The sequence below is a fragment of the Sulfuricurvum sp. genome, assembly GCF_028712165.1.
Lineage (GTDB): Bacteria > Campylobacterota > Campylobacteria > Campylobacterales > Sulfurimonadaceae > Sulfuricurvum.
On the sequence record NZ_JAQTQR010000024.1, the window covers coordinates 16,344 to 34,573 of the forward strand.

Here is an 18,230-nt window from a genome sequence, read left to right on the forward strand (position 1 = left end):
ATAATATAAGTATCTTTTCAATAGAATTACATAAATACAAAATCTTAAGTTTGTCGGAAAGTTTTAATTATGGCCTACAATATTTTGCTTCTCAAAAATAAAAGTATCTTATACGTTGAAGATGATACGATTGCACGAATTGAAACAGCTGAGATTTTGAATATGTTATTTGAGAAAGTCTATATTGCTATGGATGGAGACGAAGCGTTACGATTGTATGAGGATGAATCTCCTGATATTTTATTAACCGATATTAAAATGCCTAAAAAAGACGGATTAAGCCTGATCCGTCAGATACGTCATACTGATTATGAACTTCCTATTGTCTTGATGACAAGCTTTGCGGAACAGGATTTATTATTAAATGCGGCAAATCTCTCTATAGACGGTTACCTGGTTAAACCTGTTGATCTTGAAACACTGACTTCTACACTATGTAAAGCATTGCAGCGTACCCATAAAAATGAGGGATTGATTGAACTTGGGAAAAACCTTTTTTATAACTTTGCAACTAAAGAACTTTATCATAACGGTTCTGTCGTGACATTAGGAATTAAAGAACAGGAACTTTTAGTTTTACTATTAAAAAATAGGTTTATGACCGTCACTAAGGATGAGATAGGAAAAACCCTATGGCCGCTTGACCCGATCTGTGAATCAGCTATAAAAAATATTGTTTTGCGATTACGTAAAAAACTGGGGGTTGATATCATTATCTCTGTTCGAGGGATCGGTTATCGGCTTGAAACAAAAGAACTACCCAGACAAAACGTATGATTTTCCTCCTAAATGAACGTATCTTATTGCTCCTGATTTTATTATTTTCCGCAATTGTTCTATCCCTCTATTTCGCATATAAAATTAAATATCTCCAAAAAGAATGTGATCGTTTGACGAAAGAGACAAAAGAGGAAGCAAAAATCTTATTTTTGCAATCACGTAATGCATCAATGGGTGAAACGGTCGGAAATATTGCTCACCAATGGAAACAGCCTCTCAATGCTATAGGATCGATTCAAAACAGTATTAAGGCGGCACTGATTTTTCAGGGGGAAATTTCAAAAGAGAAGCTTTTGTACTCAGTTGATACCAGTTTCAAATTAATACAGCATTTAGGTGAAACGATTGATACATTTTATAGCTTTTTGTCGCAGCGAAAGAATGAAAGTACGAGCTTTTTAATCGCTGATGAACTGGAAAAAGTACGAAAAATCACTGAATACTCTTTTGAAAACAGCCGTATCAAATTAAACTTTGAATTGGATGTCAACCCACTGATTCAGGGTAATCCAAATGAATTTATCCATGCAATATTAAATCTGATTCTCAATGCAAAAGATGCATTTGATGATACGTCTTACGATTCTGCCGCAATTACCCTAAATGTAAAGGGAAGAGAAAAAACGTGTATTATCACGGTCTCTGATAATGCGGGAGGTATCCGGTTAAACCCGTTGGAAATGATATTTGATCTGCATATTACGACAAAGCCTGAAGGTTCAGGACTCGGTCTTTACATGACAAAAAATATTATCGAAAAACGATTTGGAGGTACTATTGCTGTCGTAAACAGTAACGGTGGTGCTTGTTTTACGATTGTTTTACCATACTCACAGAATAGTGTAAATCCCTTTGACCCGGAAACATCTGACGAAAAACTGACATTGGAACGGATCAAACAACTGACGCATAAAATCATTGAATTAGAAGAGATGGAAAAAACTCTTAAAAAATGGGCAGAAATTTTTGAACATGCGCAATGGGGAATCGTCATCGGCACGGTAGAAGATCAGACCTTTGGAGTGATGAATTCCGCATTTGCCAGAATGCACGGTTACAGTGTCAAAGAGTTGAGAGGCAAAAAAATTGCATCTGTATTTGCACCTGAATGCATTGAAGATATGCAGCACGCTATGCAAATCACACACAACAAGGGATATTACTCTTTTGAGTCGATCCACATTCGTAAAGACGGCTCACGATTTCCGGTAGCGATAGAACTTATAGCTGTTAAAGACGAGCAAGGTAATGTTCAGTACCGAATCGCGAATATCTGGGATATAACTGAGAAAAAAGCAGCTGAAGAGAGACTGCTACTCAAACGTTTTGCACTTGATCATATAAAAGATGCCGTATTCCTGATTGATGAGAATTCGATGTTTCATTATGTCAATGAGGGGGCTTGTCAGTCTTTGGGCTATAGCAAAGAAGAACTTCTTACAATGGGAGTGATTCACATTGATCCGAACTGTCCGATAGAGTGGTGGAGAGAACATTGGAAAGATATTCAAGAACAGGGAACGACCCTTGGGGTAACAGAATACAAACGAAGCGATGGAACACTATATCCGATCGAAGTAAGTTCAAATTACTTTGAATACGACGGTGTCGGATACAGTCTCGCTATCTCACGTGATATTACTGAACGGAAAAGTACCGAAGAGGCATTACGACAGAGTGAAGAAGCTTTCCGGGCAATGGTTGAAAACTCTCCTGATGTGATTATGCGATATGATTTAGAGGGTCGGCGTACCTACGCAAACCCGATGGCACAGATACTTATAGGCAAACCACTCGAAGATATACTCGGTAAAACGCCTGCGGAATATTCACCGTTACCTGTTCTCAAAGAATTTCAACAACTGTTTGAACGTGTCATTTCTGAGGGTAAAGAGTATGAGTTAGAAAGTCCATATCGTACTGCGGATGGAGAAATTCGTTTCGGAAGCCAGCGTATCGTACCCGAGTTTGATAATGAAGGCAAAGTAGCCGGGGTTATGGTTATAGGACGGGATATTACAGAACGAAAGAATGCGGAAAAACAATTGAAATTACTCGAAACCGCTATCAATCATGCGAGCGATGCGGTGTATATTTTAGGAGATGATCGTACTGTCCGTTACGTTAGTGATACTGCTTGTCGAATGTTGGGATATACCCAAAATGAGCTGATGGGCATGAAGATAGAAGAGATTGATGTTTATTTATCCGTGGATAAGATTGATACTATGATTGAAGATTTACGTATGGTGAATGATATGGTTTTTGAGACAAAACATAGAGCTAAAGACGGGCATATTTTGGATGTGGAGATTAACGTAACCACATTTGAGTATGACGGTATACCTTTAAAAATATCAATTGTTAAAGATATCAGTGGACGAAACGTAGTTTAATAGGGATAAAACAGTTTCATCGTCATGAGTAAAACATGACTGATACGTGACTGATGCCGTGATACTATAATGAGATGAATAACTCTGTACTTTCTCTATTTATCGTTAGATATTTTCTATGTCGATAATTGAACCCCAAATGGAAAAATTAAAATACATTTTCGATAATGCAAAAGTAGGTATCGCGATTTGCAATGCCGAGGATAACACCTTGGAAATGGTGAATCCTGCTTTTGCACATATTCACGGATATGAGCCACATGAACTTATCGGAATATCACCTGCAGAAGTATTTGGTCCGGAATGCATGTTAAAATTGGAAACACATGAAATTCTTTTGGCTTGCGGAATGAATGATATTTCATTTGAAACGAATCATATTAAAAAAGACGGCTCTCCTGTACCTGTTTCTGTCCATATTACAGTGATCAAAGATAAAAATGGAGTTGTAAAACATCGGATTGCAAATATTCAAGATATCACAGAACGAAAAACGGTTGAAAAAAAAATAGAATTTATGGCGCATCATGATGCGCTTACGAGTTTGCCGAATCGTATCCTTGCAAAAGATAGGACGGAAAATCTAATTTCCCAAGCAAATCATAACGGCTCAAAAGTAGCACTTCTCTTTATTGATCTTGACGGATTTAAATCGATTAATGATTCTTTAGGACATTCCGTCGGAGATGAGGTCCTAAAAATGGTCGCATTGCGCTTGATGGAAGATAAAAACCCTAACGATATTATCAGCAGACAAGGCGGAGATGAATTTCTTTATATCGTATCGATCAAAACATTGAATGAAATCATTTCTATAGTCAATAAACTTCTCAAGAAATTTGAAAAATCATTTTATGTCAAAAATCATGCTTTTAATACTTCAGCATCCATCGGAATAGCACTCTATCCTGACGATGGCGATTCTTTTGACATATTGCTTCAAAATGCTGATACTGCGATGTATGAAGCTAAAGAACACGGTAAAAATACCTACTGTTTTTACACTCAACAAATGAATTTGAATTTGATTGAACAACTGAAAATCCAAAATGACCTCAAAAACGCTTTGCAAAACAATGAATTGGTACTGCATTTCCAACCACAAATCAATTTAGCGGATAATAAGATTATCGGGGCTGAAGCGCTGATCCGCTGGCAACATCCTGAACTAGGGATAATTATGCCAATGGAATTTATTCCAATCGCAGAATCCAGAGGTTTAATTATTCAAATAGGGCAGTGGGTAATTGAAGAGTCATGCCGTCAAGCTGCAATTTGGCAACAAAACGGAATAGATATCGTAATGGCAATTAACATTTCAGCGATGCAATTTTTACGCGGTAATCTAGAAAGTATAATTCGCAATGCACTCCAGATGAACAAACTCAATCCTAAACAGCTTGAGCTCGAACTTACGGAGTCAATCATGATGCATAATACTGAAATTACATTACAATGCGTACGTAACCTAAAAGCCCTCGGCATTCAGCTTTCTCTGGATGATTTTGGTACCGGATATTCGAGTCTGGCATATCTAAAACGTTTTGCTGTTGATAAACTTAAGATTGATCAGTCATTTGTTCGTGATATTTTAAAAGATCGTGAGGATGCAACGATTGTCAAGACTATTATTCAAATGGCAAAAAATCTTAACTTAAAAACGATTGCGGAGGGAGTTGAGGATGCCAATGTCCTTGCTGTAATCGACGCATACGGGTGCGATGCGGTGCAAGGGTACCATTTCGCCAAACCGATGGGGGTATCCGAATTTGAAAAATATTATAGGGAGAGAAAAATTTAAATTATAGATAACTCTAAAAAGCTCCCCTTTACCCTCGAGACACTATAATCTATTTACTTTTTTTCAAGGCATTTTTTCATGAGCACAGTCCCTCCGTTTACCCATCTGCATCTTCATACCGAATACTCCCTTCTCGACGGCGCGAACAAAATTTCTGCATTGGCGGCGCGAGTCAAAGAGCTGGGGATGACCTCGGTAGCGATGAGCGATCACGGGAATATGTTCGGAGCGATTGATTTTTATCAGCAGATGCGCGGAGCCGGACTCAAACCGATTATCGGTATGGAAGCCTACATCCATAACGGTGAAGATTTGGGCGATAAAACGATCAAACAGCGTTTTCACGTTTGTTTGTTTGCTAAAAACGAAGCAGGTTATAAAAACCTGATGTATCTCTCTTCCCAAGCCTATATCAACGGCTTTTACTACTTCCCGCGTATTAACAAACAGCTCCTTCGCGAGAACTCTGAGGGGATCATTTGCACCTCTGCGTGTTTGCAGGGTGAGATAAACTGGCACCTCAATACGAACAGCGAACGTAACGTTAAAAACGGGGCGTTAGGGTACGACGAAGCCAAACGGATCGCGTTGGAGTACAAAGAGATATTCGGGGACGATTTTTACATGGAGATCATGCGTCACGGGATTGCCGATCAGCTCTTTATCGATGAGCAGGTGATCAAAATCTCTCAAGAGACGGGGATTAAGCTCGTTGCGACCAACGATACCCACTACACCTATGCAGGTGATGCGCAGTATCACGAAGCGTTCATGTGTATCGGGATGAATAAACTCTACGATGATCCCAAGCGTATGCGCCACTCCGTCCATGAGTTTTACATCAAATCCCCTGAGCAGATGGCACGGCTGTTTGCCGATATCCCCGAAGCGCTCTATAACACTCAGGAGATCGTCGATAAATGTCAGCTGGAACTGAAACTCGGGAATCCGACTCCGCCGAACTTTAAATTTACCACTGAATACGCCCTCGAAGAAGGGTTGAATATCGAAGAAGATTCCGAATACTTTATCCACCGATGTCGTATCGGGCTGGACATGCGTCTTGAACATGTCCCTGCTGAACGTCATCAGGAGTATCGTGAGCGCCTAGAGTTCGAGATGCAGGTAATCAACCAGATGAAATTCCCCGGCTATATGCTCATCGTTTGGGATTTCGTCCGCGAAGCGAAACGGATGGGGATTGCGGTAGGACCGGGACGCGGATCGGCGGCGGGAAGTCTCGTTGCCTACTCTTTGGAGATTACGGATATCGACCCGATGAAATACGATTTGCTTTTTGAGCGTTTTCTCAATCCGGAACGGGTATCGATGCCCGATATCGATATGGACTTTATGCAGGCTCGTCGCGGCGAGATCATCGACTACGTCGTCCGTAAATACGGGCGTGAGCAGGTAGCGCAGATCATCACTTTCGGTTCGCTGTTAGCCAAAGGGGTCATTCGCGACGTTGCACGTGTTTTAGAGATGCCGCTCTCCCAAGCCGACATGATGGCTAAACTGATCCCAGATGAGCTGGGAATCACCCTTAACGGTAAAACCAAAGGGGGAGAATTCAAACCCGGAGCTTTCCAAAAAGAACCGAAGATACAAGAGCTGATTGAAAGCGATGCGGCAGCAATGCGTGTATGGGAATTCAGTAAAAAACTAGAAGGACTCAAACGCAATGCCGGGATGCACGCGGCGGGGGTTGTTATCTCCAACGAACCGCTCTGGAAGAAAACGCCGATCTACAAACCCTCCGGCGAGGAGACATTCGTCACCCAGTACTCACTCAACTATCTCGAAGATATCGACCTGATCAAATTCGACTTCTTGGGACTTAAAACACTCGATGTTATCGATAACGCGATCAAACTGATCAAAAAGCGTTACGACGTGGATGTCAATTGGCACAAAATCGATGAGAATGATCCGAAAGTTTATGAGATTATCCAAAGCGGCGATACGATCGGGATGTTCCAGATTGAGAGTTCGGGGATGCAGGATTTGAACAAGCGGCTTAAGCCCAGCGTGTTCGAGGATTTGATTGCGGTACTCGCTCTCTATCGTCCGGGGCCGATGGAATCGGGAATGTTGGATGATTTTATCGAACGTAAACACGGTCGTCAAGCGATTACCTATGTATTTCCGGCACTAGAGTCGATCCTAAAACCGACCTACGGAGTCATTGTTTACCAAGAGCAGGTTATGCAGATCGTACAAACGATCGGGGGGATGAGTCTCGGCGGGGCGGATATCGTTCGCCGTGCGATGGGTAAGAAAAAACTCGAAGAGATGCAAAAATACAACCGTGAGTTTAGTGAAGGGGCTCAAAAGCAGGGGCTGGATTATCAAAAAGCCTCAGAACTCTTCGACCTGATCGAAAAATTCGCCGGATACGGGTTCAACAAATCCCACTCTGCGGCGTATGCGATGGTCACGTTCCAAACCGCGTGGCTCAAAACCTACTATCCTCAGGAATTTATGGCGGCACTTTTGACGTCGGAGAAAGACAACACGGATAAAGTCGTCAAATACATCGATGAAGCCAAACGGATGAAAATCTTCCTCGGTGCTCCCGACATCAACCACTCACAGCTCGAGTTTTCTGCGATCAACAAAGACGATCAGGATCAGATTCTCTTCGGTCTCGGAGCGATCAAAGGGGTCGGAGAAGCAGCCGTTGAATCGATCCTCGAAGCCAGAACCGAGGGTGAGTTCAAAGACATTCAGGATTTCATCAACCGCATCGAACCTCAAAAAGTGAACAAGCGGGTGATCGAGTGTATCATCAAAGCAGGGGGGCTGGATCATTTCGGCTTTTCACGACGTGCCCTTTTGGAGCAGGTCGAAACCCTTGTAGAGACGGCAAAAAAAGGCTCATCTTTGAAAAAAGATGCCCAATTCAGCCTCTTCGGAGATGACGAAGAGGTGACGGCAGTAGAGCTTACCCTCAAAAATATGGACGAATTTGATCTTAAAACCCTCCTCGATTTTGAGAAAGATACCCTCGGGTTTTATGTCTCCGGTCATCCGCTCGATAATTTCCGTGATCAAATCGATGCCATCAACTACACCCTCTCTTCCGAGGTTGAAAATATCGAGGATGGTTCCACTGCCATCTTCATCGGTAAGGTCGAAACGATCACCAAAAAAATGTCGAAAAAAGGGTCGCAATTCGGACTCGTAAGCCTCATGGATTTCCACGGCAATATCGAGGTGATGCTCTTTAGCGACAAGCTCGAAGAGCTGGAGAAAATGGACTTGGACGAACCGATCGCGTTCAAGGTAAAAGTGACTCACACTGAAATGTTCACCCGTATCAGTGTCAGCAAGATCATGACCCTCGCAGAGGCGAAAAAAGAGGCGAAAAAGGTCGAGACGAAAATCGTCGAAGCACCGCAGGAGCCGTTACTGCTCCGTATCCGTCTCAGTGAAAATCTCGAATCGCTCGAAAAACTTTACACCCTAGTACGCCGTCATCCGGGACGCCGTCCGATCAAGCTTACAATCGTCTCAAAACTGTGTGATGTTGTGATCGACTCGGCGATACGTGTGGATAACAAGGTAATTGAAGAATTAAGTGCGCTAGAAGATGTGGATGTAGTTTAAATACTATACTTCTTGCATTATAAAAGTAAAAAGCTTATAATGCTTAATATTGTTTTTTGTAGGGGAATCTCGTGTCAATTTCAAAAATGTTATTTATCTTTTCCACTTTATTTATCTTAGTTGGTTGTGCCACACCTTATCAGCCTTTTGAACTGTTTGGGAGAGGTGGTTATAGTGAAAAACAAAATGACGATGGTACATTTCAAGTGGCTTTTTATGGTAATCATGTAACGGGAATGGAAACAATTACGTCCTTATTACAATATCGATCTGCAGAATTAACAGTGTCGAATGGGTATGACTATTATGAAGTTATTAATAGTAATGGACATATCCCATTGAATCAATTTGGAGGATTTAGATCTTCTCAACAAGTAATTAAAATGTATAAAGGTTCACCTCAAACTTCTTCACCTAATATTTTTGTAGCAAAAAAAGTTCTGCAAGATTTTGGACCATATGTATCGCAGCAGAAATAGGGCAAATTAATATTCAACATGGATGGATAAGTATCCGGTTTGACAAAGCGTACGCTTTTGGGTACGATTTGTACATAAGGAGCTAACTATGACCAAAGTTATCACAGCCAGTCAAGCTCGATCAGACATCTACAATCTCATCGATGAGACGGCACAGAGCCACGAACCGATCATTATCACGGGCAAACGCCATAATGCCGTTATGGTCTCCCAAGAGGACTGGAAAGCGATAGAAGAGACGTTATACCTCATTTCTATCCCAAACATGGCACAATCGATTACCGAAGCTATGAATGCACCCGACAGCGAATTTAGCGAATCGGTCGAATGGTAGAATATACGATCCTCTATAGCAAAGAGGCGCAAAAAGATGCGAAAAACCTCTCTGTGGCAGGATTAGCCGATAAGGTAAAAGAGCTGATCGAGATTATCAAATGCAATCCGTTTCAAAATCCTCCTAGTTATGAAAAGCTTGTTGGTAATTTGAGTGGAGCCTATTCTCGTCGTATCAATATCAAGCATCGTTTGGTGTATCAAGTGATCGAAGAGACGAAAACGGTAAGAATATTGCGAATGTGGAGCCATTATGGGGAATGAGAGTGAGAAAATTACTACAAAAGGTAGGTTTATAAAATGAAACGAATATTGGGTATTTTATTGATTATGTCGTCTTATGTTGCTATTGCAGGTGTCGTACCTGCTTCTACTCGTGAACCATTGCTTAAAGAGACATTGAAAGTCTTTTGGAGCAAAGGAAAAACAGCTGACGGAAAGTCTATTCAGCCAACATCCAATAGTGATCGTCAAACTATGCCAGTAAATATGAATGTTGCAAATTTTGCTTTCGATATGGGTGAACTTTCCGGCCTTGCGGAATGGTGCGGTGTAGATTGGAGAGAAAATTTTGCGGCACTGACACGTCAAGCACGAAAAAACAATCAAACCGAAAAACAAGTAGCTTTCATTTCTATTGTACACGGTACAGCTCAGGGGTTTGTTGCTTCATCCATGGCCAAGTCAGGGTCATGTAGTGCTCAACAGCGAGAACAGATAAAATCGCAAATCGACTCTATGTTGGCACATGAACCTAGATGAGTAGTAAAAACAACTCGATATTGATGTGGGGAAGTATCACGAAATATTTGCTATAATCTTTTAACTTTCCATGAGGAAACATCATGGCTGAATACCAATCCATTATCACCATCAACCCTCAAATCCATTCAGGTAAACCGACGATCCGCGGTATGCGAATCAGCGTATATGACATCCTTGATATGCTTGCAAATAAGATGAATTTTGCAGAGATCATCGAAGATTTCCCCGAACTCACCGAAGAGGATATCCTCGCGGTACTGTCGTATGCGGCGGATAAAGAACATAAAGTTTCGATATGCGCGTAAAATTAACTAACCCCTTCATTTTTAAGAGAAAGAGAAACTATGAGAGAATTTAACGAAGAACTGATCCAGTTTATCGATGCTTCCCCGACTCCGTTTCATGCGGTAGCATGGCTGGCAAAGATGTTGGAATGTCATGGGTTTATCCGACTCGAAGAAGATCAGGTCTGGAACCTCGAAGAGGATAAGGACTATTACGTTACCCGCAATGATTCCTCTATTATCGCATTCACCTATCCTCCGTGCGCCGAAAAGGGATACACCATCGTCGGTGCGCATACCGACTCGCCTCATCTGCGTCTCAAACCTAATCCCCTCACTACGGTAGCGGGTGTTAAACGACTCGGTGTCGAGCCCTATGGCGGAGTGTTGCTGAATCCATGGTTTGATAGGGATTTGTCTCTGGCAGGGCGTGTGGTGTATCTGGAGGGAGATGTACGGCGTGAAGCGCTTATCAACATCGCTTCTGCGATCGCAGTTATCCCCTCTCTGGCGATTCATCTCGATCGTGATGCGAACAGTTCCCATTCAATCAATTCCCAAACCGATATCGTTCCTATCATCGCGACGGGTGATGTCGATTTTGAGCACTTTATCCTCTCTCAAATCCGGGAAAATACTACCGGTTTGACACTGTTGGCACATGAACTCAGTTTTTACGATACTCAAAAAGGCTCCTTTGTCGGTGTGAACGAAGAGTTTATCACTTCCGCACGTTTGGACAATCTGTTGAGCTGTTATGTGGGAATGAGTGCATTAATGGAGACATCGTATCCGATGATGGTTGCCTGTATGGATCACGAAGAGGTGGGAAGCGATTCACATGTCGGTGCGGGTGGGACGTTTGTCGAAGAGACTCTGCGGAAAATTGCGGGAGAGTCGTTTACTACCCTTATGCGTCGATCTCTGATGGTATCGTGTGATAATGCGCACGCACAGCATCCCAACTTTCCAACAAAACATGAGTCTGAGCACGCACCGCTTTTAAATCAAGGTGTTGCGGTTAAAATCAATTCGAATCAGCGTTATGCGACTTCTGCACGGACACAGGGGCGGTTTGTTCAATGTGCCAGATCATTGCATATCCCTATCCAAACTTTTGTAACACGCAGCGATATGGGATGCGGTTCGACGATCGGACCGATTACGTCGACTCGTCTGGGGGTAGAAACAATCGATGTAGGGGTTCCTACGCTTGCAATGCACTCGATTCGTGAACTTTCCGGTGTGAGTGATGCATACGGGCTTTATCGTATTTTAATGCATCTGGGCGACTTCTGATGAGTGATACCATTTCACCTACCGAGCTCAAGGCTCTAATCGATCAAACGTACAAGGTCGAAGAGGAGTACGTGGCATTACGCCAGTCGTATGAGTTTCTGCAATCGACGATTGAGCAGGTGATCGAATTCCTCCCCAATGCGATTTGGATCGTAGAACAAGACGGTGCGATCTTTCTGCAAAATTCTCAGGCCAAAGAACTTGATTCTCTGTTCGAGACGCTCCGTTTCGGAGAAGAAGATTATGAAGTAAACTTCAAAGAGCGTTCGTATTTGATCAAATCGGCCCATCACAATGAAAAGCATCTTTTGAGTGCAACCGATATCACAGAACAAAAGCGGAAAGAAAATCTCGCCACAATGGGGCAGATGGCGGCACATCTTTCTCATGAGATCCGTAATCCGATCGGTTCTATCGCTCTGCTCGCATCCACTCTGATCAAGAGGGTACTGCCTGAAAATCGTCCTATCGTGGAAGAGATCCAAAAATCGCTGTATCGGATTGAGCGGATTATTAAAGCGACTCTGATGTTTTCAAAAGGGGTGAGTGCCCAAAAAAACGCTCTCAGGTGGTGGCAAATCCGCGAAGCACTCGTGAGCGCTATCGGCTATTACAGTTATGCAAAGCCGATTGAGTTTATCTTTCCTGAGGAAGATTTTGATCTTATAGGGGATTTGGATCTACTCAGCATGCTCTTTTCCAATTTTGTCTTTAATGCAATCGACGCGATTGAACTGGATGAAGAAGAAGAGGGAAAAATCGAGATTGTCCATCATCAAGATGGGCTTATTCATACGTTCGAAATCTATGATACCGGAATTGAAATCGAGAATAAAAAATGGCTGTTTGAGGCTTTTAAAAGCACTAAAGAGCGCGGAAACGGCTTGGGGCTGGTATTGGCTAAAAACATTGCCCAATCGCATGGGGGTGAGATTACGTTATGTGAAGGAGCTCGCAAAGGATTTCGGGTTTCCCTCTCATCCTAACGGTTTAGGCTCGCTTATATAATACCCTTGTAAATAGTCGACACCGAGTTCGTTACATTTATTATAAACGGCTTCGGAATGGACGAACTCCGCTACGGTTTTAAGCCCTAAGCGTTTAGAAAACTCAGTAATTGCGGTAACGACGGTTTGGGCATTATGATCGTTATCGATATTACGGATCAATGAACCGTCGATTTTCAGGATATCGACTTCAAGCTGTAAGATATGGGCAAAGTTAGAATAGCCCGTCCCGAAATCATCGATTGCAATACGACAGCCGCATTGTTTGACTTCGGTGATAAAGGCTGAAACCTCATGGTAGTTTTCTATCCCTTCACTCTCCAAGAGTTCAAAAATCATCCGTTTGGCATGTGCAGAGGTACGGAGTTTCTGCATTAAAAAGTCTTTAGTCGGTTTGTCGAAAATGTCATCTACGGAGAGATTGATAGAATAGTTGTGCGGCGTACTTTCCAACATTTTAAATACTTCGGTAATGACGAACTGGGAGATTAGCGGATAAAGACGTGATTGTTTTGCCGCCGGGAGAAAATAGCTTGGAGGGATCGTCGAACCATTGCTGTCTATCATACGGATAAGCGCTTCGTACTCAATAATATCTCCATTTTTAGGGTCAGTGATCGGCTGATAATAAAGACAAAAACGTTTTTCTTCGATGGCTTCTTTGACTTTTTTACTCCAAAAAATATTGTTTTGATACTCTTGTTTGATTTGCATGGTCTCATCGTAGAGCATATAGCTGAGATGCCTTTTTTTAGCTGCTTTCAGTGCCATATCGGCATTGGCCAAGAGGCTGTTTGTGCGATTTCGCATAGAAATATCCATACCCATCGTTAAAGCGACATAGATACTGGCACCGTGTACATCGTAATATTTGGAGTGCAGGTAGTGAACGATTTCGGTGCGTGAGGCTTCGAGCTGCAGAGAACTCATCGGCTCTGTGATAACTATAGCGTATTCATCCGAAGGCATTTTATAGAGTTTCATAGGATATTTTTGAATAGCTTCTCGGATCGATCGACTGAGTGCCAAGAGTGTTTCATCACCTATCGCATGGCCGTAAAAGTCATTGATCTCTTTAAAATTATCGATATTCAATAAGATAAGTGCATAAAATCGGCTGGAGTGGATATCTCGAATTAGAGCATTGCGATTGGGCAAAGAGGTGAGATGATCGGTGTGGAGCTGATGCTCGAGTTTTTGGTTCAGCTCCCGGGTAATTTTGGCATCACTGTCGATACGGCGAATCAAAATTCTAAATCCGTATTGAAGTACAATTGCTACAATCGTGAGTAAAATAAGGCTGATGATCAGAAGATTGCGTATTTCTGCGTTGTATTCTTTGACATCATTGGTAATATCAAAGGCACAAATCATCATCGCAATCGTCTCATTTTGATAATTGGTTAATGATCGTGAAGCGATGACATAGTCCAGAGTATCGATTTCATATCGATTACTCTGATTGAAGCTAAATGTGGCAGGAAGATGTTCAAAAAGAGGATCATTGGATGAGACGAGGGAAAATCCGCTGTAACTGATTTTTTTATCATCCGGCAACACCATTTTAAGTTTTTGCGTATTAAAAGCGATGGCACTTTTGATTCCAGAATGGGCATCAAGCCGTTTTTGGACTCGATCGATTTTTGCTACCGTCTGAATAATCCCTATAAAGGTGTTGTCTTTGAAAATAGGGATGATAGTGACCAACGCAACATCGTAGATTGTGACATCCAAAGTGGTAATCGGTTTGCGGGTTTTAAGAGCATAAGCCAATAATGGACGTTTTTTAAGAATATTGTCCCCGTATTTTTGAGGATCTTGTAGACGTAGAAAATGGGCACCGTCTGCACCGACGAAGCCGCTCATATCCACTTCACCCCGTCTTTTTGCTTCTTGAAAATAGGGGAGGGTCAGGCGGTAGAGTGTTTCTCGGTCACGTGCCGCGAAGGCATCGACGATGTCACGGTTGGAAGAGATCTTGCAGGCTAAATCGCTCAGCCCTTTTTCGGTATCGAGGAGGGATAAATCAAACGCATTTCGAAGCAGTGAACGATGAGCGGAAGTTTTCTCATCAAGTACTTTTTTTTTGTCTTGGATAATGGTGGAAATAAAAATAACAACGAGTAAAACGACCAACCCCATGGCATAGAGTATCGCTCGCTGTTTGATTGTTTTCACCTATACCCTTTTAATCCATAATGATGGATGATTATAGCACAGCTATGACTTTTTTATGATAGCAAAGTAGTGAAAAAAAGGGTATTTTTTACGCTTTTGAGAAGAGAATTGATCCTAAGCGAACCATATTGGAACCGCATTCGATCGCAAGCTCAAAATCGCCGCTCATTCCCATCGAACAGGTGGTTGCGTTCGGAAGGGAATCGAAAATTTTTCGTGTTATTTCAAAACTTTTAGTAACAATTTTCGGGTCATCAATATGTGCTCCGATGGACATTATCCCTTGCAGGTGTAGCCGCGGGCACTCTTCGAGGATACGGGTGTAATTTTCATGAAATGCTTCCGGGAGGAAACCGCTTTTGGACTCTTCATAGGCGGAGTTGACTTGAACCAGCGCACGCAATGTCATGTTTTCTCGTTCCAGACGCTCATTGAGGGCATGGGCAAGTTCCACGGAGTCGATGGAATGAATCAGGTGCGGGCGTACACTCAAAAGATGATTGATTTTATTTTTTTGGAGCGTCCCGATAAAATGCCATTCGATAGGCAAAGCATCCAATGTTTCGCTTTTACTGATGAGATCTTGAACTTTATTTTCTCCGAATGCCCGTTGTCCTATAGCATATAGGGATGCGATGGCTTCTGCATCGATGTATTTGCTAGCAGCGACAATTTTGACAATATAATGATCGTTTACCCGTAAACGGGCTTTCTCAACCCGCTCAATAATTCGGTCAAAATGGAGTTTCTGTTCCAGTGTGGTCATTGCATTAACCTCGTAATATCGTTATAAAGCCCCAGACTCATAAGTCCGAGCAATAAGACCCATCCGCCGATGGTCAGTTGGGTCATTACCGCTTCACTCGGAGCTTTACGACGGATGATCTCATAGAGATTGAACATGATATGTCCTCCGTCGAGCGCCGGAATAGGGAGGAGATTGAGGACTCCCAAGTTAACCGAGATAAGTGCCGAGAAAAAGAGGAGACTCATCCATCCGTACGCCGTCGCATCGGCAGTGATTTTGACGATACTGACGACACCGCCCACTTCTTTTGCCGGAACGACACCGGTGAGAAGTTTTTGAACACTTTGAAAAATGAGTAATGAAGAGCTATAAGTCTCTTTGGATGCATACGAGAGTGCCGTAATCGGATTGAGTTCCAATCTTTGGGTTATACCGGATGGGGCAATACCGACCATAGGCTTATATATTTTTTCTTTAAACATATTTTGGGATTCGGTTATCTTCGGAGAGACATAGATCTCTTGGAGTGTATTGTTTCGTTCAACGGTTAATGTTAATGTACCGACAGAGTTTTTAATCTTATCGGAAAGATCATTCCACTCAAGGATTTTTTCATTATTGATCGAAAGGACACGATCCCCTTTTTGCAGACCTGCACTGTACGCGGGAGAATCTTTGAGAACATTTCCGATTACAGGTGAAAGGGTTTGAGGTCCTCCCAGTGCGATAGCATAAAAAAAGATCCAAGCAAGGACGAAGTTGGCCAATGGACCTGCGAGGAGGATGATGATCCGCTGCCACGGCTTTTTGCTGTTATAGCTGTCATTGTCGTTGCTGATAGCGCCCGGATCAAGATCATCCTGTCCTTTCATCTTGACATAACCGCCCAAAGGGATTGCCGAGATTTGCCAGTCGGTATTCAGCCATCGAAACGATGCGAGTTTTTTACCGAAACCGATGCTAAAGACTTCAACGTAAACACCGAACAGCCGTGCTGCGGTGTAATGTCCCAATTCGTGAAAAAAAATCAGAACGGAGAGAACGAGGAGGGCAGCTATCCAACTCATGCTGTATGCTCCTTGCTTTTATATGCTTTGCTGAATCCGACGAGGTATTCTCCACCGGAATAGAGCGTTAGTGCAACGGCAATCCAAAGGAGAACATCTCCAAAAGGCCAGTGCATCAATAAAAAGCCGATTGCAATCATCTGTGCAACCGTTTTTACTTTGCCTGCCCATGATGCGCTGATATCGATTCCCTCTGAAAGTGAGAGGGTACGAAGTCCTGTAATAAAGAGTTCACGGACGATAATGATGTAAATGGCCCATGCCGATGCGGCACCGGTCATCATCAAGCCTAAAAAAGCGGCGAGGGTAAGCATCTTATCCGCCAGAGGATCGAGAATCTGTCCGACAATGGTGATTTGATCCAGTTCGCGGGCAACATAACCGTCAAAAAAGTCGGTTGTACTGGCGATGACAAACAGTAACGATGCAATGTAATAGTTCCAACTGATATGCCATCCCATATCGGTAAATATTTGAGGATTAAGGATAATCCAAAACATTATTGGAGCGATGCAAAGGCGGATAAATGCTAAGATATTGGGAATATTGAACAAAAGTGACCTGCAATCTATTTGATTTTCGTGATTATAGCTAAAAAGGGTTATAGCTTAGACAATACGTCCGTCATTGGGTTATTTAAAGCGCAAGTTTTCTAATAAATTTGTTAATAAAGCAACCGTTTTTTCACTGTATTTGAAATCTTCGAAATTACTCTCGATGACATCCTGTAAAATCTCTTTGTTGCTATTGTTAAACAGCTTTGTAATTTCAAGTTCGAATGTATCCAAATAAATCGTAATCACTTCCCAAATCTCATCAGAGTCTATACCGAAATATTCATGGGCTATTACGTTACGAAAATCGACAACAATCTGCCATTCATTATCTAAAAGATTTCCTCGTATTAGATGTTTAGTAGCTTCACCGATAATTTCCAATTCTCGCATCGTCGCATCAAAGCTTTTTTCATCGTGCATAAAATCTTGGGCACACTTAAATTCAGTGGTATAGCGTCTAACTTTTTCAATAGCGATCAAAATATCTACGATAAAAAACTCTACGACCCTTTTAGACATAGATAATATCTTTTGCCACTTCTTTGGCGATGAAACTACGTAATGTGTTCATATAACCTACATCCAGTGATCGTTTTAAATCAGATTCTATTTGTTTTTTGAATGCGATGCGTCGTTCTAAACTTTTAGGATTCATTTCAATAACCAAGTCAATATCACTGTTTAGCGTTGCTTGATCTCGTGCAAAGCTACCAAAAAGCCCTATTTTGATCACACCAAAATCACTTTGGAATTTCTCTTTATGTGATGATAAATAGTTTAAAACATCTTGCTTTGTCATACATCCTCTTTGGCAGCATAAGTGTGTAATTGTAGCGCATTATCAATGAAGTATCTCCTTCATTTAGCGGTTAAATATTTTTTTCTCGTTTCCACATTTCAAGTGGGAATGCATATCCTTTGTAG

The 18,230-nt window shown here is 42.1% G+C and carries 17 protein-coding genes; 11 read left to right on the forward strand and 6 right to left on the reverse strand.

Going from position 1 to position 18,230, the window contains the following annotated elements:
• Positions 1–69 precede the first annotated feature (69 nt).
• From PHP90_RS05995 to PHP90_RS06045, 11 genes are all read left to right on the forward strand, one after another.
• Positions 70–777, forward strand: coding sequence for a response regulator transcription factor (locus PHP90_RS05995; protein ID WP_299926811.1), 708 nt, complete (start codon positions 70–72; stop codon positions 775–777).
• Positions 774–3,176 carry a PAS domain S-box protein gene (locus tag PHP90_RS06000; protein ID WP_299926814.1) on the forward strand — a complete coding sequence of 801 codons (2,403 nt, stop codon included), beginning with the start codon at positions 774–776 and terminating at the stop codon, positions 3,174–3,176. The genes PHP90_RS05995 and PHP90_RS06000 overlap by 4 nt, the downstream gene beginning before the upstream one ends.
• Positions 3,177–3,315: 139 nt before the next feature.
• Positions 3,316–4,977 (forward strand): EAL domain-containing protein, encoded by a 1,662-nt coding sequence (locus tag PHP90_RS06005; RefSeq protein ID WP_299926816.1) that lies wholly within the window; start codon positions 3,316–3,318, stop codon positions 4,975–4,977.
• Between the two features lie 78 nt (positions 4,978–5,055).
• The gene (gene dnaE / locus PHP90_RS06010; protein ID WP_299926819.1) at positions 5,056–8,589 is read left to right on the forward strand and encodes a DNA polymerase III subunit alpha; all 3,534 of its coding nucleotides are present in this window, start codon (positions 5,056–5,058) and stop codon (positions 8,587–8,589) included.
• Positions 8,590–8,660: 71 nt separating this feature from the next.
• Complete coding sequence (locus tag PHP90_RS06015; protein WP_299926821.1) at positions 8,661–9,068, forward strand: hypothetical protein; 408 nt, start codon at positions 8,661–8,663, stop codon at positions 9,066–9,068.
• A gap of 88 nt (positions 9,069–9,156) precedes the next feature.
• Positions 9,157–9,402, forward strand: coding sequence for a type II toxin-antitoxin system Phd/YefM family antitoxin (locus PHP90_RS06020; protein WP_299926824.1), 246 nt, complete (start codon positions 9,157–9,159; stop codon positions 9,400–9,402).
• Complete coding sequence (locus tag PHP90_RS06025; protein WP_299926827.1) at positions 9,396–9,665, forward strand: Txe/YoeB family addiction module toxin; 270 nt, start codon at positions 9,396–9,398, stop codon at positions 9,663–9,665. The genes PHP90_RS06020 and PHP90_RS06025 overlap by 7 nt, the downstream gene beginning before the upstream one ends.
• A 66-nt stretch (positions 9,666–9,731) precedes the next feature.
• A complete protein-coding gene (locus PHP90_RS06030) occupies positions 9,732–10,163 on the forward strand; it encodes a hypothetical protein (protein WP_299926830.1) in 432 nt (143 codons plus the stop codon).
• A gap of 83 nt (positions 10,164–10,246) precedes the next feature.
• Complete coding sequence (locus tag PHP90_RS06035; RefSeq protein WP_299926833.1) at positions 10,247–10,471, forward strand: DUF433 domain-containing protein; 225 nt, start codon at positions 10,247–10,249, stop codon at positions 10,469–10,471.
• 39 nt (positions 10,472–10,510) lie between these two features.
• The gene (locus tag PHP90_RS06040; RefSeq protein ID WP_299926836.1) at positions 10,511–11,749 is read left to right on the forward strand and encodes a M18 family aminopeptidase; all 1,239 of its coding nucleotides are present in this window, start codon (positions 10,511–10,513) and stop codon (positions 11,747–11,749) included.
• Entirely contained in the window at positions 11,749–12,735 is a 987-nt protein-coding gene (locus tag PHP90_RS06045) for a HAMP domain-containing sensor histidine kinase (RefSeq protein WP_299926839.1), read from the forward strand. Before PHP90_RS06040 ends, PHP90_RS06045 begins: the two co-directional genes overlap by 1 nt.
• Here PHP90_RS06045 and PHP90_RS06050 read toward each other — a convergent pair.
• From PHP90_RS06050 to PHP90_RS06075, 6 genes are all read right to left on the reverse strand, one after another.
• Positions 12,727–14,934, reverse strand: a complete 2,208-nt coding sequence (locus PHP90_RS06050; protein WP_299926844.1) for an EAL domain-containing protein — start codon at positions 14,932–14,934, stop codon at positions 12,727–12,729. The genes PHP90_RS06045 and PHP90_RS06050 overlap by 9 nt on opposite strands.
• A gap of 88 nt (positions 14,935–15,022) precedes the next feature.
• Complete coding sequence (locus PHP90_RS06055) at positions 15,023–15,700, reverse strand: YggS family pyridoxal phosphate-dependent enzyme (protein ID WP_299926847.1); 678 nt, start codon at positions 15,698–15,700, stop codon at positions 15,023–15,025.
• On the reverse strand, positions 15,697–16,749 hold the full coding sequence (gene rseP / locus PHP90_RS06060) for an RIP metalloprotease RseP (RefSeq protein ID WP_299926850.1): 1,053 nt from the start codon (positions 16,747–16,749) through the stop codon (positions 15,697–15,699). The genes PHP90_RS06055 and rseP overlap by 4 nt, the downstream gene beginning before the upstream one ends.
• Positions 16,746–17,303 (reverse strand): CDP-diacylglycerol--glycerol-3-phosphate 3-phosphatidyltransferase, encoded by a 558-nt coding sequence (gene pgsA, locus PHP90_RS06065; RefSeq protein WP_299926853.1) that lies wholly within the window; start codon positions 17,301–17,303, stop codon positions 16,746–16,748. The genes rseP and pgsA overlap by 4 nt, the downstream gene beginning before the upstream one ends.
• 78 nt (positions 17,304–17,381) lie before the next feature.
• Positions 17,382–17,825 (reverse strand): HepT-like ribonuclease domain-containing protein, encoded by a 444-nt coding sequence (locus PHP90_RS06070; protein WP_299926856.1) that lies wholly within the window; start codon positions 17,823–17,825, stop codon positions 17,382–17,384.
• Positions 17,818–18,105, reverse strand: coding sequence for a nucleotidyltransferase domain-containing protein (locus tag PHP90_RS06075; protein ID WP_299926859.1), 288 nt, complete (start codon positions 18,103–18,105; stop codon positions 17,818–17,820). The genes PHP90_RS06070 and PHP90_RS06075 overlap by 8 nt, the downstream gene beginning before the upstream one ends.
• Positions 18,106–18,230 lie beyond the last annotated feature (125 nt).

What these genes read in the sequence shown, in the direction of transcription:
- PHP90_RS05995 (WP_299926811.1), top strand. Translation starts at nt 70, where the DNA reads ATGGCCTACAATATTTTGCTTCTCAAAAATAAAAGTATCTTATACGTT.
- PHP90_RS06000 (WP_299926814.1), top strand. Translation starts at nt 774, where the DNA reads ATGATTTTCCTCCTAAATGAACGTATCTTATTGCTCCTGATTTTATTA.
- PHP90_RS06005 (WP_299926816.1), top strand. Translation starts at nt 3,316, where the DNA reads ATGGAAAAATTAAAATACATTTTCGATAATGCAAAAGTAGGTATCGCG.
- dnaE (WP_299926819.1), top strand. Translation starts at nt 5,056, where the DNA reads ATGAGCACAGTCCCTCCGTTTACCCATCTGCATCTTCATACCGAATAC.
- PHP90_RS06020 (WP_299926824.1), top strand. Translation starts at nt 9,157, where the DNA reads ATGACCAAAGTTATCACAGCCAGTCAAGCTCGATCAGACATCTACAAT.
- PHP90_RS06025 (WP_299926827.1), top strand. Translation starts at nt 9,396, where the DNA reads ATGGTAGAATATACGATCCTCTATAGCAAAGAGGCGCAAAAAGATGCG.
- PHP90_RS06030 (WP_299926830.1), top strand. Translation starts at nt 9,732, where the DNA reads ATGTCGTCTTATGTTGCTATTGCAGGTGTCGTACCTGCTTCTACTCGT.
- PHP90_RS06035 (WP_299926833.1), top strand. Translation starts at nt 10,247, where the DNA reads ATGGCTGAATACCAATCCATTATCACCATCAACCCTCAAATCCATTCA.
- PHP90_RS06040 (WP_299926836.1), top strand. Translation starts at nt 10,511, where the DNA reads ATGAGAGAATTTAACGAAGAACTGATCCAGTTTATCGATGCTTCCCCG.
- PHP90_RS06045 (WP_299926839.1), top strand. Translation starts at nt 11,749, where the DNA reads ATGAGTGATACCATTTCACCTACCGAGCTCAAGGCTCTAATCGATCAA.
- PHP90_RS06055 (WP_299926847.1), bottom strand. Translation starts at nt 15,700, where the DNA reads ATGACCACACTGGAACAGAAACTCCATTTTGACCGAATTATTGAGCGG.
- rseP (WP_299926850.1), bottom strand. Translation starts at nt 16,749, where the DNA reads ATGAGTTGGATAGCTGCCCTCCTCGTTCTCTCCGTTCTGATTTTTTTT.
- PHP90_RS06070 (WP_299926856.1), bottom strand. Translation starts at nt 17,825, where the DNA reads ATGTCTAAAAGGGTCGTAGAGTTTTTTATCGTAGATATTTTGATCGCT.
- PHP90_RS06075 (WP_299926859.1), bottom strand. Translation starts at nt 18,105, where the DNA reads ATGACAAAGCAAGATGTTTTAAACTATTTATCATCACATAAAGAGAAA.